At 34.5% G+C, this 20,767-nt stretch carries 26 protein-coding genes; 15 read left to right on the top strand and 11 right to left on the bottom strand.

All coding sequences use genetic code 11. From position 1 onward, the window contains the following. Positions 1-171: 171 nt before the first annotated feature. The 11 genes from MVE07_RS09315 to MVE07_RS09265 all read right to left on the bottom strand — a co-directional run bounded on the left by MVE07_RS09315 (position 172) and on the right by MVE07_RS09265 (position 6,686). Positions 172-435 carry a hypothetical protein gene (locus MVE07_RS09315; RefSeq protein WP_297456720.1) on the bottom strand — a complete coding sequence of 88 codons (264 nt, stop codon included), beginning with the start codon at positions 433-435 and terminating at the stop codon, positions 172-174. Positions 436-649: 214 nt separating this feature from the next. Then, positions 650-910 (bottom strand): hypothetical protein, encoded by a 261-nt coding sequence (locus tag MVE07_RS09310; protein WP_297456717.1) that lies wholly within the window; start codon positions 908-910, stop codon positions 650-652. 46 nt (positions 911-956) lie between these two features. Beyond that, positions 957-1,409, bottom strand: coding sequence for a hypothetical protein (locus tag MVE07_RS09305; protein ID WP_297456714.1), 453 nt, complete (start codon positions 1,407-1,409; stop codon positions 957-959). A gap of 211 nt (positions 1,410-1,620) precedes the next feature. Next, positions 1,621-2,262: a thiamine phosphate synthase gene (thiE, locus tag MVE07_RS09300; protein ID WP_297456711.1), complete on the bottom strand. Its 642-nt coding sequence runs from the start codon at positions 2,260-2,262 to the stop codon at positions 1,621-1,623. After that, positions 2,263-2,685: an arsenate reductase ArsC gene (locus MVE07_RS09295; protein WP_297456708.1), complete on the bottom strand. Its 423-nt coding sequence runs from the start codon at positions 2,683-2,685 to the stop codon at positions 2,263-2,265. It abuts the gene before it with no gap. A 21-nt stretch (positions 2,686-2,706) separates the two neighbouring features. Then, complete coding sequence (locus tag MVE07_RS09290) at positions 2,707-3,186, bottom strand: DUF2231 domain-containing protein (RefSeq protein ID WP_297456705.1); 480 nt, start codon at positions 3,184-3,186, stop codon at positions 2,707-2,709. Positions 3,187-3,188: 2 nt separating this feature from the next. After that, complete coding sequence (locus MVE07_RS09285; protein WP_297456702.1) at positions 3,189-3,572, bottom strand: carboxymuconolactone decarboxylase family protein; 384 nt, start codon at positions 3,570-3,572, stop codon at positions 3,189-3,191. Between the two features lies 1 nt (position 3,573). Continuing rightward, positions 3,574-4,794, bottom strand: coding sequence for an FAD-dependent oxidoreductase (locus tag MVE07_RS09280; protein ID WP_297456699.1), 1,221 nt, complete (start codon positions 4,792-4,794; stop codon positions 3,574-3,576). A 4-nt stretch (positions 4,795-4,798) separates the two neighbouring features. Next, positions 4,799-6,109, bottom strand: a complete 1,311-nt coding sequence (locus MVE07_RS09275) for an arsenic transporter (RefSeq protein ID WP_297456696.1) — start codon at positions 6,107-6,109, stop codon at positions 4,799-4,801. Further along, the gene (locus MVE07_RS09270; protein WP_297456691.1) at positions 6,102-6,410 is read right to left on the bottom strand and encodes a metalloregulator ArsR/SmtB family transcription factor; all 309 of its coding nucleotides are present in this window, start codon (positions 6,408-6,410) and stop codon (positions 6,102-6,104) included. Before MVE07_RS09270 ends, MVE07_RS09275 begins: the two co-directional genes overlap by 8 nt. Further along, positions 6,411-6,686, bottom strand: coding sequence for a hypothetical protein (locus tag MVE07_RS09265; RefSeq protein WP_297456687.1), 276 nt, complete (start codon positions 6,684-6,686; stop codon positions 6,411-6,413). A gap of 134 nt (positions 6,687-6,820) precedes the next feature. Between MVE07_RS09265 and ndhC the strand changes: the two genes are divergently transcribed. From ndhC to MVE07_RS09190, 15 genes are all read left to right on the top strand, one after another. Continuing rightward, a complete protein-coding gene (ndhC, locus tag MVE07_RS09260) occupies positions 6,821-7,189 on the top strand; it encodes an NADH-quinone oxidoreductase subunit A (RefSeq protein ID WP_297456684.1) in 369 nt (122 codons plus the stop codon). Continuing rightward, the gene (locus MVE07_RS09255; RefSeq protein ID WP_297456681.1) at positions 7,180-7,719 is read left to right on the top strand and encodes an NADH-quinone oxidoreductase subunit B; all 540 of its coding nucleotides are present in this window, start codon (positions 7,180-7,182) and stop codon (positions 7,717-7,719) included. Before ndhC ends, MVE07_RS09255 begins: the two co-directional genes overlap by 10 nt. Positions 7,720-7,771: 52 nt before the next feature. After that, the gene (locus tag MVE07_RS09250) at positions 7,772-9,520 is read left to right on the top strand and encodes an NADH-quinone oxidoreductase subunit D (RefSeq protein WP_297456678.1); all 1,749 of its coding nucleotides are present in this window, start codon (positions 7,772-7,774) and stop codon (positions 9,518-9,520) included. An 89-nt stretch (positions 9,521-9,609) separates the two neighbouring features. Beyond that, a complete protein-coding gene (gene nuoH / locus MVE07_RS09245; protein ID WP_297456675.1) occupies positions 9,610-10,620 on the top strand; it encodes an NADH-quinone oxidoreductase subunit NuoH in 1,011 nt (336 codons plus the stop codon). A 4-nt stretch (positions 10,621-10,624) separates the two neighbouring features. After that, positions 10,625-11,227: an NADH-quinone oxidoreductase subunit I gene (locus MVE07_RS09240; RefSeq protein ID WP_297456672.1), complete on the top strand. Its 603-nt coding sequence runs from the start codon at positions 10,625-10,627 to the stop codon at positions 11,225-11,227. Further along, a complete protein-coding gene (locus MVE07_RS09235; protein ID WP_297456669.1) occupies positions 11,218-11,748 on the top strand; it encodes an NADH-quinone oxidoreductase subunit J in 531 nt (176 codons plus the stop codon). The genes MVE07_RS09240 and MVE07_RS09235 overlap by 10 nt, the downstream gene beginning before the upstream one ends. Continuing rightward, positions 11,748-12,050, top strand: a complete 303-nt coding sequence (nuoK, locus tag MVE07_RS09230; RefSeq protein ID WP_297456666.1) for an NADH-quinone oxidoreductase subunit NuoK — start codon at positions 11,748-11,750, stop codon at positions 12,048-12,050. The genes MVE07_RS09235 and nuoK overlap by 1 nt, the downstream gene beginning before the upstream one ends. A gap of 10 nt (positions 12,051-12,060) precedes the next feature. Next, on the top strand, positions 12,061-14,007 hold the full coding sequence (gene nuoL / locus MVE07_RS09225; protein WP_297456663.1) for an NADH-quinone oxidoreductase subunit L: 1,947 nt from the start codon (positions 12,061-12,063) through the stop codon (positions 14,005-14,007). Positions 14,008-14,019: 12 nt separating this feature from the next. Then, positions 14,020-15,528 carry an NADH-quinone oxidoreductase subunit M gene (locus MVE07_RS09220; protein ID WP_297456660.1) on the top strand — a complete coding sequence of 503 codons (1,509 nt, stop codon included), beginning with the start codon at positions 14,020-14,022 and terminating at the stop codon, positions 15,526-15,528. Positions 15,529-15,531: 3 nt separating this feature from the next. Beyond that, positions 15,532-17,001 carry an NADH-quinone oxidoreductase subunit N gene (locus MVE07_RS09215; protein ID WP_297456655.1) on the top strand — a complete coding sequence of 490 codons (1,470 nt, stop codon included), beginning with the start codon at positions 15,532-15,534 and terminating at the stop codon, positions 16,999-17,001. Beyond that, the gene (gene gmk, locus MVE07_RS09210; RefSeq protein WP_297456652.1) at positions 17,001-17,621 is read left to right on the top strand and encodes a guanylate kinase; all 621 of its coding nucleotides are present in this window, start codon (positions 17,001-17,003) and stop codon (positions 17,619-17,621) included. Before MVE07_RS09215 ends, gmk begins: the two co-directional genes overlap by 1 nt. 1 nt (position 17,622) lies before the next feature. After that, on the top strand, positions 17,623-17,964 hold the full coding sequence (locus MVE07_RS09205) for a VanZ family protein (protein ID WP_297456649.1): 342 nt from the start codon (positions 17,623-17,625) through the stop codon (positions 17,962-17,964). Between the two features lie 42 nt (positions 17,965-18,006). Then, positions 18,007-18,216: a DNA-directed RNA polymerase subunit omega gene (gene rpoZ, locus MVE07_RS09200; protein WP_029520029.1), complete on the top strand. Its 210-nt coding sequence runs from the start codon at positions 18,007-18,009 to the stop codon at positions 18,214-18,216. Positions 18,217-18,221: 5 nt separating this feature from the next. Then, positions 18,222-19,391 (top strand): HAMP domain-containing sensor histidine kinase, encoded by a 1,170-nt coding sequence (locus MVE07_RS09195; RefSeq protein ID WP_297456645.1) that lies wholly within the window; start codon positions 18,222-18,224, stop codon positions 19,389-19,391. Continuing rightward, positions 19,372-20,742 carry a sigma-54 dependent transcriptional regulator gene (locus tag MVE07_RS09190; protein WP_297456642.1) on the top strand — a complete coding sequence of 457 codons (1,371 nt, stop codon included), beginning with the start codon at positions 19,372-19,374 and terminating at the stop codon, positions 20,740-20,742. The genes MVE07_RS09195 and MVE07_RS09190 overlap by 20 nt, the downstream gene beginning before the upstream one ends. Positions 20,743-20,767: the final 25 nt, after the last annotated feature.

Below are 20,767 nucleotides of genomic sequence, written 5' to 3'. Positions count from 1 at the left end.
CTTTGTAATAGTATCCAACTATTTTTCTGTGCAGTTTTTTGGACTCAATAGAAAATGTATCTTGCTTTAGATTTTTTCTATTCTTTAATTTCTGTAATATTCTGTCCTGTTTTGTTTTTTCTACATTTTCTTCGGTTAATATTTTCTTAATATCCTTTTCTGAAAACATATTCATTCCTGTATTGAATTTTTAATAAGATTATAAAAACTTTTGATACGTATTTCCTTAATAGGAATTGATTTAATTTCTGCGAAAGTATAACTGTCAATTAAGACTAATTGCACATCAAAATAATCATTTTTGTTTATCCATAATCCTAACCTATCTATTATTTTTGCTTCTGGTAAATCATCAACAGAGTATATGTTCCCATTTTCATCAACAATTTCAACATATCTATAAGGATTTTCAAAAAGAAAGATTATTCCTTTCACAAATTTTCCTTTTTTGTTTTTACGGGTTGCTTCAAGTATTTCTGTGGGATACGGATTAATATTTTCAATTGTTATTTCTTGATATCTTTTAATTTCACTTTTTATCCCTTCTATTAGTATTGGAGATAAACTGATATTTAATGCTTCTAAATTTTTTTTAATGGCGTTTAATGTATCAATTTTGGGGTATTTTTTTCAGCTAATTCTCCTTATTTTATATTTGAATTTCATTGGGAACTGCAAATGCTGCATAGTAGATATTTTTTTGTATTGAACTTTTTTCAAGGAACAAAACTAATCCAATTTCTTCTCCTATTTCCACATGTTCTATAAAAGTTTTTACATTTTTGTTACAACGGATATTTAGAACCTGGATTTGATTTTTCTTTTTTACTTTAATTTGAAATCTCCATTCCTTGTTAAAAGGAATAATTTGTGAATGTAATTTCCCATTAACTATAAATGTTTTTTTCATTTTTTCCTCCTATAATGAAAATTTTTAAATTAAAACTTTTGTTTTTTTAATCATCATCTTTTTCTATATAAACCCTTTTTGCGCTTAATTCGTAGACATCATCTGTGATAACACCAAACACAAATTTTGTAGCAGACACCCATATACCTATCATAAGTATTGAGATAAAATTGTCATTGGAAACAAAATTATTGAGAGCTTCTGTTAGGAAATAATGTCCTGTAAAATGTTTAACTATGCCCATATAGACACCTGTAAATGCAGCATCTGCAATAGGATAGATCAGACCTAATAGAGCAATAAGTCCTATTAAAGATATAAGAGATATTTCTGCACATCTTATATAAAGGTCAGGATTAGTGAATGTTGATAGTAAAAACTTAACAACATCGAAATTTTTTGAGGATATACTTATTCCTGCAAATAGTAATATAAATAAATAGGCAGTTATAAATGAAGATATATACATTATTACCGGAAAAAAGATAAGCTTTTTCATTTTTCCTCCCTTTTTTATTTATTGGAGGGCATAAATGCCCTCTCACTATATATAACTTTTACTTTTTGTATTTTCTGACATAAAAAAATTATGTTTATGGTGTTAAATTTTTTAACATAATCTACAAATAAGTAATTGGAGATTAAGAGTTTTTGTAATGAAGCGATTTTTTGGAAAAAATTATCAGGATTTCAGTATTAATTTTATTTTTTTAAAATCCCATTCTTTTCTTCTTGCTTAGGATTTCTTTTAGGCGTTTTGCGTTTTGTTTTATGTTTTCATTTTTAAAAACTGCAGATACTACAGCCACATTTTCGCAACCTGTGTCTAAAACAGACTGTAGATTTTCTTCGTTTATTCCTCCTATTGCAACTACTGGTTGAATAGAAATTTCTATGGCTTTTTTAAGTTGTTCAAGTCCTGCAAGCTGGGCGTCTTCTTTCGTTCCTGTCGGAAAAATACTGCCAAATCCTATGTAGTCAACAGGGAGTTTATTTGCTTCTTCAACCTGTTCTATGTTTTTTGTGGATAAACCAAGAATTTTGTCAAAACCAATTAATTTTCTAACTACTTCAACATCTAAATCATCCTGACCAACATGGACACCATCGGCATCAACAGCCAAAGCAATATCTACTTTGTCATTTATTATTAGCGGCTTATTGTATTTATCGCATATTTTTTTTATCTGTGTAGCTTCCTGATATATTTCTCTGGAGGATTTGTTTTTTGCTCTATACTGGATAATATCTGCTCCGCCTAAAATGGCTTCTTCAACTGCTTTTGCTACATTTTTTCCCTCAAGGAGTTTTTCATCGGTGATTACATATAAAGACAATTTCAACTCTTTCATTTAGAATCCTTCAATAAGATTTTTTACTCTTTCTTCTATTTTATCTCTAATCTGTCTGAAAACCTGTAGTTTCTCTTCTTCTGTGCCTTCTGCTCTTGCAGGATCAGGAAGTCCCCAGTGCTGAGTATTAGCACAAGGGATAACAGGACAAGTTTCAGCAGCATCTCCACAAAGGGTTATTACATAATCAAGTTCATTTAAAGGTATATCATCTAGAGATTTAGACTTATTGTTAGAAATATCTATTTCTTTTTCTGCCATAGCTTTTATAGCAAGGGGATGGACATATCCAGAAGGATTAGACCCTGCAGAGTAAACCTCTACATCTTTTCCTAATTTTTCTGCATAATATTTCCCAAATCCTTCTGCCATCTGGCTACGGGCAGAATTTCCAGTGCAGATAAAACCTATTTTTATGGTCATTATTTATTACACCCCAAAGATTTAATCTTCATCTTCTTCAGAAGAATGTATTACAGGAGATTTCCCCATTAAAGGTTTTACTCCAACTCCATACTCATAAACCATTTTGCCACCTAATCTTCCTTGATAACCTATTAACCCTATACCAATAAATGCTGCAATTAAATAAATTATCATCAGCTTAGAGTTTTCTTTAACATAAAGATAAACCCTAAATAGACCTAAACCTGTAAATATCCATGGTAAAAACTTTCCAAGTTCTTCATGGGGTTCAAAAACTTTTTCTACATTTGTTCCTTCTATGAACTTTTCTACTACTTCTTCAGCAGCTTCACCTGAAAACATAGCTCCCCATACGGCTAATACTCCAACAATAAACGTCCAAAAGGCCGCATGTTTTAAACTTTCTCTTTTAAGTGCAAAACCAAGAAGCTCAAAAATGACTCCTATTATTGTTAAAGCTATTGCAAAATGAACTATAGGTGGATGTAATTCAGCCATATCTATTTCCTCTCAAAAATTTCTTTTAATATAGGTGTAGAGGCACCTACTATTGATGAATTTACTGCATGTTTAACTATTTTGATAACTGCAAGAAGTTCTTCTTTTGTTGCTCCCATATTTAATGCTGCTTTAGTTTGAGCTTTTATACATTCCTCATCCCTTAAAGCCAGTGCTGCAGCAAGAAAAATAAGTGTGCTTGTTTTTGGATCAAATGGTGAATTTTCATCTGCAACGCTTTTTTTAGAACTCATTGCAACATCAACTATTAATTCAGGTGCAATCTCTTTTGCGTGTTTGATTGCTTCCGGGATATGTTCTTCTCCTCCAAGTTTGTTCGCCATCATTCCTAAAATTTGTTCTATACTTGGCATCTGATTTGACATTTTATTTACCTCCAAACATTTTTTCTATTAGATATTTTGATACTTCCAGAATAAAATCAGGTGGTAGTTTACCGTGGGCATAGTAGTATTCTTCATCAAAACTGATTTTCATTAATTTTGCTATTGGTGAATGCCATGCAATGTCGTATTCATTATCATAAAGGGCATTTGATAGTATTAATGTTGCTTCAAAACCTCCCATGTTCATGATACAGAACACTTCCGGTTTGAACGGTTTTATTTCGTCTGTTAAACCTTCCTGTTTTTCTATTGCCGAAGATGCAACATCAGCCTGTATAATGGCTATGTGCCCTAATTTTGGCTGTGCTAAAGCGTTTACATCACCAACAGCATATATATTGTCATACTTTATATGTTTCATTGTTTTGTCTGTTGGAACCCAGCCTTTATCATCTCCCAGACCACTATTTGCTATAAATTCTGGGGCTTTATACGGTGGAATGATAATGGCTAAATCTGCAGGTAAACTACTCCTATCTTTAAAAACCACTTCTTTATCTGTGATTTCTACCAGTTCTTTATTTATGTGTAGTTTTATTCCTCTTTCTTCCATTATTTTTGCCACAGTATTTCTTGCATTATCTCCAACATCCTCAAAGAAAACTTTCCCGGGAGTAAATACATTTATATTGCTTCTTTCTCTTTTACCTTCTTTTCTAAGTTTATGGTCTATCATAAACATTATTTCTCCAACAGGACCTTCACATGGTGCTTTTAGGTCAGGAGCATTTACAGTATGTCCAAAATAACTTCTTGCAGCTCCAACAACTACGTTACCACCATCAAAATTTTTTAACCTTTCATAAAGCCTTACAGCCTCTTTATCATCACAAACAGAATAGCCGTATTCTCCATAGCCTTTTATCGCGTCATAATCTTTTATGGCTCCTGTGGCTATAACTAAATAGTCATAAAGTATAGTTTCTCCATCAAGTTCAACTTCATTTTTTTCAGGATTTATTTTTTGAACTTCTCCAAGTTTAAAGTTAATACCTTTTTTTTCCAGAAAATCTTTTATTTTTATCTGGGTTTTGCTAACAGGTTTTCCTTCAATAGCAACTTCAGGTAATGCTGGTCGTTCAAGGGAATAATCAGTTTTATTAATCACGGTAAAATCAAATCTGTCTTTGTATTTTTCTAGATTGTAAATAGTTCTTAATCCTCCAAAACCTGCACCGATGATAACAACTTTTTTCCTCATAGCTTTATCCTCCAATGGCTAAATGCCAGATATAAAGTCCAAACAGCGTAAACAGTAAAACTGGTGGAGTTAAAATTATTCCCACCTTAAAGTAGTATCCCCAACCTATTTTTATCCCTTTTTGCTCCAAAACGTGAAGCCATAGAAGTGTAGCAAGAGAACCAATTGGAGTGATTTTAGGCCCTAAATCACAGCCAATAATATTTGCATAAGCAAGTAAATGCTGAATACTTTCTTTAAAACCTGTATATGCTATAGCAAGGTCTACAACCATCACAGAAGGCATATTATTCATAATTGCTGATAAAACAGCAGCTATAACTCCTGTTCCTATAATTCCAGATAAATCTCCGTAAGATTGAAAATCTTTGATAAACTTAGCAAGTTCTGAGGTTAAGCCTACATTTTTTAGCCCATAAACAACCACATACATACCTATTGAAAAAACGACAATTTTCCACGGAGTTTCTTTGAAAACAAGGGTTTTCATGTTAACTATTTTTTCTCTGTAAGTAGCTATACCAAGAACAATTGCACCGATTGTTATTATTATTGAAACTGGTATGTGGTAAATCTCCGATACTATGAAACCAATAAGCAAAAATCCGCCAAGCCACCAGGCAATTTTAAAAATAAACCAGTCTTTTATAACCTCATCTGGATTTTTTAGAAGAGATGGGTCATATTCCTTAACAATATCCTTTTTGAAAAACAGATATAAAACAGTTAAAGTAGCCAGTAGCGAGAAAATATTTGGAACAATCATTTTAAAAGCATACTCAATAAATCCTATACTGAAAAAATCTGCTGTAACAATGTTTACAAGATTAGAAATAACAAGGGGGAGGCTGGTTGTATCAGCAACAAAACCACTTGCCATTATAAATGGAAGTATAAATCTATCCTTTAGTCCTAAATGTTTGATCTTTGCATAAACTATTGGAGTGAGCATTAAAGCTGCACCATCATTGGCGAAGAATGCAGCGATTAATGCTCCAAGCAAAATTATATAAACAAAGAGTTTACGACCGTTTCCATCAGCCCTTTTCATTATATGAAGTGCTGACCATTCAAAAAATCCAATTTTATCAAGGATAAGGGATATAAAAATAATTCCAACAAATGCAACTGTCGCATCCCAGACTATTTGGACAACAACCCAGACATCCCGAAGAGATACCACACCGGTTAAAAGGGCAACAATAGCCCCAATGGTGGCAGTCCAGCCTATACTTAGACCTTTAGGCTGCCAGATTACAAAAATAAGAGTCAAAAGGAATATAACAACTGCTAGAATTGTATGAAATTCATTCATTTTTCAGCTCACAGAAAGATTTAAGTTCAGGTGTGTCAATCTCTTTTTCTATAGATGGAATAAGCTGTTTCAAAACAGAATTATCCATATTTAATGAATAATAACTCCATTTTCCATCTTTACGGGACTTTATTAATCCGGCATCTTTCAAGACTCTTAAATGGAACGAGATATTGGGTTGTGATATACCGAAAATTTCTTGAAACTGACATACACACAGTTCAGAATGGCTTATTAAAAGCCTGACTATTTTCAATCTAATCTCATCTGATAAAGCATAGAAAACTTTTCTCAGCTCCATTTATAACTCTTTTTTAGACCTGCTTACAGCCTCTTTTATTTCTTCTTCAGAAACTTCTCCTTTTATCTCTATCACAGGCTTTCCATTTTCAACTCTAAAATCCATAAATGTAACTTTTGCTTTTGTTTCTTCAGACATACAGTCACACTTTCCTGTCTGGCAGTTTTCAACTACTTCTTTTACTTTGTTTGCATCTACAGTTTCATCAACGACTTCTATAACAACCCCCTCTTCTGTTGATTTTACCTGAGACACATCTTTCATAGTTTTTTTCATTTTTCCACCTCATATAAAAAATTTTTTATATATTTTAGACCTAAAGGCAGATTAAAAGCAAGGGAATTGATTTTAAAAAAATTATCAGTTATTCTAATAAAACACTGTTTGAAAAATTCGCTGAGGTTGGGGATATGACTGGTTATCTGGCTCTGGTGATATTTGGAATAAGTGCTCTAATAGTAGGTGCAGCACTACTGTTGATTAACAGACTTGTTGCTCCTAAGATTCCTGACCCAATGGAAGGATACACTTATGAGTGTGGTGTTCCCCTTTACGATAAAACATCACATATATCCCTTGAACAAAAATATTATCTGCTTGGACTACTCCTTGTTCTGTTTGACCTTGAGGCAGCATTTGTCCTGCCGTGGAGTGTAATATTTAAAGAAGTAGCAAAAATTAATGCTGGATTTATTTTCACAGAAATGTTTATATTCCTATTTATCCTAATCCTTGGATATGTATATGCCTGGAAAAAAGGAGCGTTAAAATGGCAATAAAACACAACAATGGGATAATATTAACAACAGTAGAAGAAGTTTTAAGCTGGGGAAGAAGAAACTCTTTATGGCCTGCTTCTGTAGGCCTTGCCTGCTGTGCTATTGAGATGATGCACACGGCAGCATCAAGATTTGACACAGACAGACTTGGAATTATATTCAGAGGTTCCCCAAGACAGTCTGACGTTCTTATAGTTGCCGGAACAGTTGTTAATAAAGTTGCCCCTATGCTTAAGCTTATATATGATCAAATGCCAGACCCTAAATGGGTTATTTCAATGGGTGGTTGCTCATCAGCAGGTGGTCCATTCCCAACTTATGCAACACTACAAGGTGTAGACAGAATAATACCTGTTGATGTATATGTTCCAGGATGCCCTCCAACCCCACAGGCTTTATTATGGGGAATAATGCAACTGCAAAGAAAAATTAAAGCCCAGAAAGAAGGAAAAATCTGGAAGGAAATTCCTGTTAGAGAAGTGCCAACAGCTTCTCAACCTGTTAAAGAAAAGTCTATATTTGGATTTTAAGGCTCCTTGTGGGGTGTTTCCCCTTTTATAAAAAATTTTAAGGGGCATTATTTTGCGTTTATGGATTGATAAAGAAGATTTGGATTTAATAAAAAATAAATTTCCTGAAGTTGAAGTCCAGCAAAGGGAAAACTTTACTTCAATAACTATAGATAAAAAAAATCTTAAAGACCTTTTACTTTTTCTCAGGGATGAACTTTCCTATAAGATGTTTATAGACCTTTTTTGTATAGATTTTCCCCTTCATAAACCCAGATTTCAGGGTATTTATCTCCTCTTTAATCCAGAAAAGAAAAAACGAGTTGTTGTTAAATCCTGGGCTGAAGATGATTCATTGCCTACCGTTACAGATTTGTGGAAAGGTGCCAAATGGGCAGAAAGGGAAGCCTGGGATATGTTCGGAGTAAATTTTGAAGGCCATGAAAATCTGGTAAGAATGTTTTTATGGGAAGGATATAAATACCATCCCCTCAGAAAAGATTTTCCTTTAAAAGGGATAGAAGATACATATTTACCTTCTTTAAATCTTAGACCTGAGGAGGTTCCTGCCCATAACTACAATCCATATCATACAGCTATACCTACCCTTGAGGATTTAGAAAGAACAGAAAAAGCCAGAATGGAAAAGAAAAATCAGATAGTTCTTAACTGGGGTCCTCTCCATCCAGGGACACACGGAACAATATGGTTCTTATTTGATATGGAAGGTGAATATGTTAGAAATTGCGATATTATTCTTGGGCAACTTCATAGAGGCGTTGAAAAAATAGCAGAAAATCTAACATACACCCAGTTTATCCCATATACAGACAGGATGGATTATATCTCTGCATTATGTTCGCAGGTTGCCTATGTAAATGCTGTAGAAAAACTCCTTGGTGTTGAACCTCCTGAGAAGGCGAAATGGATTAGAACTATGATGTGTGAGCTGCAAAGGATAAATTCACACCTTCTCTGGCTTGGAACATTTGCCCTTGACCTTGGAGCCCTGACAATCTTCCTTTATGCATTTAGGGAAAGAGAAAAAATAATGGATATTATAGAAGGTATATCAGGCATAAGGCTAAACTCTTCATACATAAGAATTGGAGGAGTCGCAAAGGATTTACCTGAAGGAGCTCTTGATGTTATTGAACATTTCACAAATGATTTTCCACAAAAATTAGAAGAGTATGAGACTATCCTGACAAAAAATAGAGTATGGCTTAAAAGAAATGTTGATATTGGAATAATATCTGAGGAAGATGTATATCAATACGGTCTTACAGGTGTTGTTGCCCGTTCTGCAGGAGTTCCTTATGACATTAGAATGATTCAACCTACAGATGCTTACGATAAAGTTGATTTTGAAGTTCCTTTAGGCACTGTTGGTGATTGTTATGATAGATATTTACTTAGAATGGAAGAGATGCGCCAGTCTAATAATATTGTTAAGCAGTGTGTCAAAAAGCTGAGAGAAATAGAAGATGATGATTATGTTTTTACAGAAAATCCATATGTTCTTCCAACCCTTGAAGAAGTATTTAACTCAATAGAATCAATGGTTAAAGACTTTACTCTTAGGGTTTATGGAGAACAGGCTCCGGAAGGGGAGATTTATCTATCTGGAGAAAATCCAAGGGGAGAATTGGGATTTTATATCAACAGTAAAGGAGAAGGAAAACCTTACAGGCTTCGCATAAGGTCTGGTGCTTTTTATAATCTGCAGATTTTCACAGAACTTATAAAAGGTAGAACAGTTGCAGATGCTGTTGTATTACTTGGAAGCCTTGACCCTGTAGTCGGAGAAACAGACCGATAATTTAACAAACACTGTTTGATTTTTCCTCTGTTTATGTTAAGATTTTTTAAACTTTTAAGGCCTGAATAACAAAAATAAAGAGGTTTAGGATGGAGATACTCGGAACGGTTATTGGTTTAACAATAAAGTCTTTAATCTTCATCATAGCAATGTTTCTTGGTGCAGCATATCTCACATTAATTGAAAGGAAATTTGCAGGTCATGTCCAACAAAGACCAGGTCCTTTACATGTTGGGCCCCATGGAGTTCTTCAGCCTATAGCAGATGCACTTAAAGTTTTAACAAAAGAAGATATTGTTCCTGATAGTGCGGATAAATTTCTTTTCTATCTTGCGTCATTAATGGCTTTCGTTCCTGCAATAATGATACTTGCTGTTGTTCCTTTTGGAGAGCCATTTACAATTTTTGGAATAACAATAAAGCCTTATATAACAGATTTAAATATTGGCCTTTTACTTGCTCTGGCATTTGGTAGTATTTCAATTTACGGTGTTATTTTTGCCGGATGGGCTTCTAACTCAAAATATCCAATGATTGGTGGTTTAAGGAAAGCTGCTGTCTTAATAGGATATGAAGTTGCCCTTGGTTTTGCACTTGCAGGACCTATTATGATGGCAGGTTCTTTCTCCCTTAAAGAAATAGTAGAAGCACAGCAAAATATCTGGTTTATAATTCCAAATATTCTCGGTTTTGTGGTAATTATCTTTTGTGTTCTTGCTGAGACAGGTAGAACACCATTTGATGTTCAGGAAGCAGAAGCTGAGCTTGTTGGTGGTTATGTTACAGAGTATACAGGAATGAAATTTGGATTGTTCCCACTGGCTGAATGGTATATTGCAACATTCGTTCTCAGTGCAATTACAGTAATTCTTTTCTTTGGTGGATGGAATCCATTACCGTTTATGGGATGGCTTCCAATACCGGCTTTTGTATGGTTCTTCTTAAAGTTATTCCTCGTATTTATGTTCTTCTTGTGGGTTCATTGGACACTTCCAAGATATAGAGTTGACCAGATTACAGAGCTTGCATGGAAAGTAATGCTTCCACTTGCCCTTGCAAATATATTTATCGTTGCAATCTGGATAATAATATTTGGCTAAAAAGATGGTAAAAGTTAAATATGTGGAGAGACCCGGGCTTTCAAATAGGGAGAGGATTTTTTTCCTTGATTTTATAAAAGGAATGAAAATCACCATTAAGAATTTCTTTAGAAAAACAATAACAACTTCTTATCCATTTGAAAAGCTTACTCCTCCCAAAAGATTCAGGGGAACACATGCCCACAGGGTAAAAAATGGAAATGAACCTCCTTCCTTTAAGGTAATTGAGAAATTTATGGATATAAAAGATGGAGAAAGCAGGTGTGTTGCATGTTATATGTGTCAGCAAGCCTGCCCTGTTCCAGAATTATTTAAGATAGAAGCTGTTCAGACACCTGAAGGTAAAAAAAGAGTTACAAGATTTGATATGAATTTACTTAATTGTATGTATTGTGGTTTATGCACAGAAGCCTGTCCTGTAGATTGTTTGATTATGACTGATATATATGAAACGGCTGCATATCACAGAGCAAGTTGTGTCACACATATGGAAGATATGGCACAACGTGCTATTGATTTTGATAGAAGAAGATACAATGAGCCTGACCGAATCTGGATAGATGATGAACAAAGAAGTAAGTTATGGGGGCAGATTAAATGGAGTTAACATCTGTTGCATTCTGGACTTTTTCAACACTGGCTGTTTTATCAGCAATGGGCGTAGTGTTCTTTAGAAATATTATTTATGCAGTTTTATCCCTTATATCAACTCTTGTAATGGTATCTGGTTTGTTTTTCACTATGGGTGCTGAGCTTATAGGTGCTCTCCAGATACTTATTTATGCTGTTGCTATAGTTGTATTCTACGTTCTGGTTATCTCTACAGTTCCAGAATTTAAAGGAAAAGCATTTGAGCCTAAATATATGCTTTTATCTATACCGACTGGATTTTTGATCTTTATTGAACTTGCCTTTGTTTCCCTTTACGGTGCTTGGAAATCTAATACTGGGATGTTTACACCAGAAATCATTGAAAAGGTTGGAAATATTAAAGCAGTATCAACAATGCTATTTACAAAATATCTTTTCCCATTTGAGGTCGCTTCTCTAATTCTTTTAGTGGCAATGATTGGGGCAATTATAATTGGTAAAAAAGAACATGTATTAGATGAGGAGGCAGAAGGGTAATGATTCCTTATGAATATTATGTGGTTCTAAGTGCATTGTTGATGGTTCTTGGATTAATTGGTATTGCTATCAGAAGAAATATAATTGCTTTGCTTCTTGCGACAGAGCTTATGCTTAACGCTGTTAATATCGCTTTTGTTGCCTTTGATATGAAACTTGCCGATGTAAGTGGACAGGTTTTTGTGTTTTTTATACTGACTATTGCTGCTGCTGAAGCAGCTGTAGGACTTGGTCTAATTATGGCGATTTACAGACTTCGTAAAGATGTAGATACAGAAACACTAACAGAATTAAAAAATTAAGAGGAGAGAGATGGAGTACTTATGGATTATACCGTTTTCACCTCTGGTTGCATTTATAATCATTGGGCTTTTGGGATATAAGTTCTTAAGAGAACCTCTTGCAGGTATTCTTGCTGTATTAGGAGTAGCAATATCAGCAGTGGCTTCTATAGTAGGATTTATCAATGTGGCACAAACAGGTGCCCATTATGACCTGAAATTATTTACGTGGATGCCTATAGGGGATTATTCTATCTCTGTGAGTATATTCTGGGATCCATTATCTGCATTAATGACCTGTGTTGTTACAGTGATATCAACATTTATTTTCATATTTGCAACTGGTTATATGCGGGGTGAACCTTCTTATCCAAGATTTTTTGCATATCTCTCTTTATTCGTGTTTATGATGCTTATGCTTACCCTTTCAGATAACCTTGTTCAGCTATTCTTTGGATGGGAAGGTGTTGGTTTAGCATCTTATCTCTTGATTGGTTTTTATCACCATAAAAGCTCAGCTGCAGATGCAGCATTTGAATCTTTCATAACAAACAGGGTTGGTGATTGGTTATTCCTTACAGGAACTATTCTTACTTTTGTAACTTTTGGAACACTTGATTATTTAGATGTATTTAATAAACTTCCAGAAGCAGGATATTGGACAATTACTGCGATAGCACTTCTTCTGTTTGGTGGTGCAGTTGGTAAATCAGCTCAGCTGGGGCTCCATATATGGCTTCCAAACGCGATGGAAGGTCCAACTCCTGTTTCTGCATTAATCCACGCTGCTACAATGGTTGCAGCTGGTGTTTACATGGTTGCGAGATTAATGCCGATATTTGCTTCTTCTGATCTTGCTCTTGATGTAGTCCTTTATGTTGGTGCATTCTCAGCATTTATAGCGGCAACAATGGGTCTTGTTCAAAACGATATTAAGAGAATAATTGCTTACTCTACAATGTCCCAGCTTGGATATATGTTTGCTGCAGAAGGACTTGGATTATTTAAACCGGGAATGTTCCACCTTGCATCCCATGCTGTGTTCAAAGCATTACTATTCCTTGCAGCAGGTTCAGTTTTAATAGGAATTCACCATATACTTAATGTTCAAAAAATGGGACAGCTTAGAAAATATATGCCAATTACTGCTATAACTTTTCTAATTGGTGCACTTGCACTTGCAGGTATTCCTCCATTTGCAGGATTTTTCTCTAAAGACCCGATTATAGAAGGTGCTTATGAAATAGATAAATTTGTTTGGATTCTTTTATGGTTCGGAGCACTGCTAACAGCATTTTATATCTTTAGACTTTACTTCTTGGCATTTGAAGATGGTGATAGATTAGATCCTCATGTAAAAGCACATGTTCATGAGTCTCCACCAACAATGACTGTTCCACTTATTGTGCTTGCTACAGGAGCAGTTGTATTAGGATTCTTTAAAGAATTCTTTGATAAATTCCTTAATCCTTCTCTCAATCCGGATGCTATGCCTTTCCTATCAGAAGAAACGAGGAAACTTGTTGAAAATGGCCTTGCAAGGGCACATCACGTTCATATAGCAGAGGATGCATGGCATTTCCTCGTTCATTCATTAACATCACCACTGGGATTACTTGCATTATTTACAGCATTGGCAGGTATATTTGCTGCTTGGGTTATTTATCAACTCAGGAAAATTGATGCAAGGGAAATTGCAAAAACATTCAAACCTCTTTATCTGCTTCTGTATAACAGATGGTATTTTGACTTTATTTACTATGCAATATTTGTATACGGCTACTACAAATTTGCGAAAATACTGTGGTTCATCGGTGATAAGGTAATAATAGACGGAATTGTTGATGGTTCTGCAAAAGCTTCACTGGTTACAGGAAGTGGTTTAAGACTCTTCCAATCAGGAAGGATTGGTGCTTATATTACACAAATGGCAATAGGAATACTTATATTCCTTGGAATATTCTTACTTTTTATGTAGGGGGCTGAGAGAATGACAGTAGAATTTGTGCATGCGTCGTTTCCGATCATAACGATTTCTATACTGATACCTCTTGTTGCAGCGGCTATTCTGTTTTTCTTAAATGAAAGATTTGCAAAACCTATAAGTATAATTGCATCTCTGGTTGTGTTTCTAATCTCTACTTATATGCTGTTTGCTTATGATTATTCAACCTATGCAATACAGTTTTATGAAAAGTATTCATGGATACCTTTCCTTGGGGTTAATTATGAAGTTGGTGTTGATGCTCTTAGCTTAACAATGGTCTGGCTTACTGCTATATCCTTTGTTGCTGCTTTTGTATGGAGCACAAATATTCAAAAAAGAATTAAAGAATATTTTATTGCTTTTCTTGTTCTTGAAGCAGCATGTATTGGTGTTTTCGTTGCCTGGGATATGGTATGGTTCTATATCTTCTGGGAAGCAATGCTCATTCCAATGTTCCTGATTATTGGTATTTGGGGATATGCTGAAAGAATCTATGCAGCAACCAAGTTCTTTATTTATACATTCTTTGGTTCTCTTTTCCTTCTTATCGGTGTTGTTGGAATGTATATCTATCAATATATGGAAAAGGGAATATTATCTACAAGCTATTTTGATCTTGTAAATCTTGGTTTACCATTTAAGCTTGAAGTAATTTTCTTCTTACTTCTGGCACTTGGTTTTGCAATTAAGGTTCCTATGTGGCCGTTCCATACATGGTTGCCTGCAGCACACGTTCAGGCACCAACAGCAGGTTCTGTTATACTGGCAGCGGTTCTGTTGAAAATGGGAACTTACGGTTTTGTTAGATTTTCTCTTCCTTGGTTTCCTGAAGCATCAAAATACTTTGTCCCGGTTATGTTTGCACTTGGAGTGATTGCTATTATCTATACAGCTGCAATGGCTTTATCGCAAACACATATTAAGAGAATTATTGCTTATTCTTCAGTATCTCACATGGGCTTTGTAACAATAGGGACATTTGCCCTTAATACAGAAGGTATGAATGGTGCTATTATTACCATGATTTCACACGGATTTACTTCTGCGGCATTATTCCTTGCTGCAGGTTTCATATATGAGAGGGTTCATTCTTATGAGCTTAAAGACCTTGGAGGTCTAGCCAGATTTATGCCTGTTTTTGCAACTTTATTTATGATTTCTGCTATGGCTTCAGCAGGATTACCGGGCTTATCTGGATTTGTTGGAGAGTTTTTGTCACTCCTTGGGACATTTAAGGTAAGTATTCTTACAGCAGTGCTTGCAGGTCTTAGCTTGATAGTGGGTGCCGGATATACCCTTTACCTTTATCACAAATCTATGTTTAAAGAAAGCTTATTACCTGAAAAGAAAATAGAAAAGTGGGAAAAACTTAGAGATATGAACACAGCTGAATTACTTTCATTCTTACCACTTGTAATAATGATGTTTGTAATTGGTATATACCCAACATGGTGGGTGAGATTAATAGAAACAACTTCTAAAGCTATTCTTTCTAAGTTTATAGGAGGCTAAGGGATGTCGGTATTACAGGATATAGTGGCAGGTTTAGGAGCTCCAAACTTCAGTGTATTGATACCGGAGATAATTATTCTAATTACGGCGCTTATAGTATTCTTCATTGAATTGTTTACAAAAGCAAGGCTTGTAATATCTATTGTTACTGCGATTGGTTTGCTCCTTGCAGGGATAGCAACATTAACAATGGAACACGGTGATATAACATTCTATGGTCTCTATGCTGTAGATTCATTTTCTTTAACATTTAAATTTTTCCTGATACTAACTACTTTCTTTGTTGTGATTGTCCTTAGACCTTATCTTGAATCTAAAAGAACATACTACGGAGAATATTACTATCTGATTCTCTTTGCCCTCCTTGGAATGATGATAATGGTCTCGGCCAATAATCTGGTGACAATGTATATTGGACTTGAACTTGCGTCTGTGACTATTTATATACTGGCAGGTATGTTTAGAAAAGATTACCTTTCTAAAGAAGGTGCTTTTAAATATCTAATAATTGGTGGAACAGGAACAGCTATTTTAAGTTATGGTATTGCTGTTATTTACGGTAGAACAGGAAGCTTTGATTTTGCACAAATAGCAGATGCAATAACATCAAATAATCTTGATGTAGCAGCTCTTGCCGGAATAGCTTTGATACTAATAGGATTAGGACTTAAGGCTTCAACAGTGCCGTTCCATTTCTGGACACCAGATGCTTATCAGGGTGCGCCTACGCCTATTACTGCATTTATGGGTGTTGCTGCAAAAATAGCTACCTTTGCTGTTATTCTTAGGGTTATGGTTCAGGCATTCCCATTCGCTTCTGAAGCCTGGACACTGGGGTGGGCATTACTTGCAGCTGCCTCTATGATTTTCGGTAATTTTGTTGCGCTCAGACAGGATAATGTTAAAAGAATGCTTGCATATTCTTCTGTTGCCCATGCAGGTTATATACTGGCAGCTCTCGCAGCTCCAACAGGTATGGCATTTACTGCATTAATTTTCTACTCCTTAGTTTACATCTTTATGGGTCTTGGAGGATTTATATTCCTATCTGCAATGGAAAGGCAGCATGGCTGGACAAATAATATAAATGATTTTAGAGGACTTGCTAAAAGAAGTCCTATGATGGCTCTGTTTATGCTGATATTTATGTTCTCAATGCTTGGAATTCCTCCAACAGTTGGATTTTTTGGAAAATTAGGTGTATTCCTTGCACTTATTGGTTCTGATATATGGTGGCTTGCTATTGTTCTTGTAGTTATGAGTATTGTATCTGCTGGATACTATCTCAGAGTTGTGGTTTATATGTATATGCATGAACCTCAATCTGCAGCAAGATTTAACTTCTCTTTAGGAGAAATGTTTACTATAGCGTTTATGGCAACATTTATCCTTATACTTGGTATATATCCAACAGTTTTCTGGGGATTATCAACACTTTTAAGTGACCTTCTAATACAGGGTATTGGAAGATAATGAAAAAAGGGGAATTATTTATATTGTCCTCTCCTGCCGGAGGGGGCAAGACTACTCTTGCTAATCTACTTATTCAAGAAATTCCAAATCTAAAAAGAGTTATCACCTGCACAACAAGAAAACCCCGTCCCGGAGAAAAAAACGGGGTTGATTATTATTTCCTATCCAGAGAAGAGTTTGAAAAAAGAATAAGAGAAAATGATTTTCTGGAATATGCAGTGGTTCACGGAAATTATTATGGAACTCCAAAAAAAGAAGTGGAAGATGAATTACAAAAAGGTTTTGATTTACTGCTGGTAATTGATGTTCAGGGGATGAGACAGATTGTTTCCAATAAAAAGGATGTAATTACCATTTTTATACTTCCTCCATCCCTTGATGAACTTGTAAAAAGGATGAAAGAAAGGGGAGATAGCGAAGAAGAAATTCAAAAAAGGTTAGAAACTGCCAAAAAAGAAATACCTGCATGGAAAGAATATAATTATGTAGTAATTAATGACAATTTGGATAAAGCCAAAGAAAATTTAAAACATATAATCTTATCCAGCAGATTGAAAACAAATAGGTTTGATTTATCTCAGATAAAAGATGAAAAATTAAAAAAACTTATGCAGGGGTAAAATGGTAAAATTACTGAAAGTCGCTTTTTGGATTTATACAGTTTTAATAATGTACTTCGCATTTACACCCCAGACAATTACCCAGAATCATGACAAAATATACCATTTTTTTGCATTTTTCATTTTTGCTATTCTGTTAAAAGAATCATATAATACAAGTTATTGGGGGGCATTTTTCTATTCGTTGTTTTTTAGCCTTTTCATAGAAGTGGTTCAATATTTTCTACCATATAGAACCGCTGAGTATGGAGATATAACAGCTGATTTACTTGGAGCTACATCTGGGTTATTTATGTATTTTGTAATAAAACTAACCTATCTGGAATTAAAATATAAAGAATGATATACTAAATTGTTACTATAAAAGCTGTCCGGAGGAACAGATTTGAGCAAGAGACCTTTAATTGAACAGGCTTTAAAAAGAGTTAATAATAGATATGAGCTGGTTCATGCAGCGGCAAAACTTGCAAAAGAACTTTATGAAACCGGTGCTGAAAGTTACGTAACAGAAGAGGGAGTTCCACTAAAAAAGACAGTTATTGCAATAGATGAAATAGCGAAAGGAAGAGCAATAATTATAAGAAAATCTGAGTAGGATATGTGCATTTAGGAAAAATTCAGTATAATTACAAGCTATTAAGGTTTATATTCTCCTTAGCCCTTTTAATCTCATTTACCTTTTTTGCTGGAACATCCGATCTTAAAAGTTCCACTCAGGTTGTAGCGGTCTTTATTTTATTTGTTTATACGGCTGTTTCATTTGTTACACTTTTTATAAAAAATGTTTCTATAATTGATACTATACTTGATGTTACTTTCATTTCAGCCTTTATCTTTACAGATTTTGATAAACTGAAATACTTTTCTCTCCTGTATTTATTTCCGCTGTTCTTTTCAGGATTTAGTTTTGAAAGCAGACAGGCCTATTCTGTATTGCTTTTAACAGCTTTTGAATATTCATTTTTGTTTTTTATGTATAGTGAGCAACATTCCAGTGGATATTTACATTTAATCTTAAATTTATTTGCATTCTGGATAATAACATTTGCCGGTTTAAGACTAAGAAGAGACTTACAGCTTCAACAGGCTTATATTTCCAAATTGGAGGAAGAAAAGAAACAGGCAGAAGTATACAAAAAACTTTATAGAATTAGTGCAGAACTTGCCCATGAGATAAGAAACCCTCTGGCCTCAATAAAAGCTGCTGCAGACCTTCTTGCAGAGGGAAAAACTGACCAAAAATTAATAAATATGATTAGAAATGAAGCAGACCGTCTTAATAGATTACTCTCGGATTTTTTACTGCTTTCAAGACCAAAAGAGAGTGAAAAAACATTAATCAATGTTAAAGAAAGAGTGCTTAGGTTTCAGGAACTATTTAAAGACCATAAAGAAATTAATGTTAATGTTTCCGGAAATCCTTACGTTTATATGAGCGAAAAAGCCTTTGATTCTGTATTATCTAATCTTATTAAAAATGCAGTAGAATGGGCAAAGAGCAAGATAGTTATAAATGTTTATCAGCTTGGGAATAAAGTCTATATAGAGATAGAAGATGATGGAAAGGGAATAAAACCCGAAATAAGAGACAAAATATTTGAACCTTTCTTTTCTACAAGTAAAACAGGGACAGGTCTTGGCCTTGCTATTACAAACAGGATTGTAATGGAAAACAAAGGTAATATATTGGTGGAGGATAGCTCGCTGGGTGGAGCTAAGTTTGTTTTAATTTTTCCTTTAGGGAGGGAAAATGAAAGCGCTGATAGTTGATGATGAAATAAATATACAGGAAATTTTATCAATGCTTCTTGAAGAAGCCGGATTTGAGGTAGATAGGGCTTCTTCATATAAAGAAGCTTTAGAACTCATTGAGAATAGGTACTACGACCTTGCACTTTTAGACCTTAGGCTTCCAGATGATTCAGGCATAGATATCTTAAAAAAACTGAAAGAAAAAAATCCTAAAACCGAGGCAGTTATTATAACTGCTTTTGCTTCTTCTGATACGGCAGTTGAAGCCATAAAACTGGGTGCTTATGATTATCTGACAAAACCCTTTGAGCTTAATGAACTTAGACTGATAATCAGAAATGTAAAAAATAAGATAGAACTTGAAAGGAAATTAGCACAGCAAAAAGATGAAAAGTTTGAAGGTTTAATAGGAAAATCTCCAGCAATCAGAATAGTAAAGGAAACAATAGAAAAAATAGCTCCTTATGATATAAACGTTCTTATCATAGGAGAAAGTGGAACAGGGAAAGATGTTGTTGCAAGGACAATACATAAACTTTCAAAAAGAAAAGATAAACCTTTTGTCGCTATAAACTGTGCATCTTTACCACCTGAACTTCTTGAAAGTGAGCTGTTTGGATATAAAAAAGGTGCATTTACCGGTGCAGTTTCAGACAAAAAAGGTCTGATTGAAGAAGCAAACGGTGGAACACTTTTCTTAGATGAAATAGGAGAAATGCCTATATCCCTTCAGGCAAAACTTCTTAGATTTCTGGAAAATAAAAAAATCCGGCCACTTGGAAGTGTTAAAGAGGTCAGTGTTGATGTCAGGATTATCTCAGCAACAAATAAAGATTTAGAAAAAGAAATAGAAAAAGGTAATTTCAGGGAAGACCTTTATTACAGACTTTCGACAATAGTGATAAAAATGCCGTCTCTCAAAGAAAGAAGGGAGGATATTCCTTTACTTGTAGAAAGCATTCTTCAAGACCTGAAAGAAAAATACAACAAAGATATAGAAAAGATATCCCCTGAATTTCTCAATTATCTGATGAATTATGACTACAAAGGAAATATAAGGGAGTTAAGAAATATTCTTGAAAAAGCAGTGATTCTTTCTGAAGGAAAAGAGCTTGCTCCAATTGGAATAGAGAAAAAAAGCATCAATTCTATATATATAGACAATCCTGACCGGGAATTTAAAGTAAAAACATTCCCAGAAGAAGGTATCAACCTTAAAAAAACTATGGCACTTATTGAAAAAGCACTTATAAATAAAGCAATGGAATTGGCTCAGGAGAATAAAACAAAAGCATCTCAGATTCTTGGAATTACTTTCAGGGAGTTCAGATATAGATATGATAAATATTTTGGTAAAGATGAAACTTAACAAATATCCCCTAATTCAATTATAA

It is taken from the genome of Persephonella sp. (assembly GCF_027023985.1).
Taxonomy (GTDB): Bacteria; Aquificota; Aquificia; order Aquificales; family Hydrogenothermaceae; genus Persephonella_A.
This window is presented reverse-complemented; position numbering and strand designations above follow the sequence as displayed.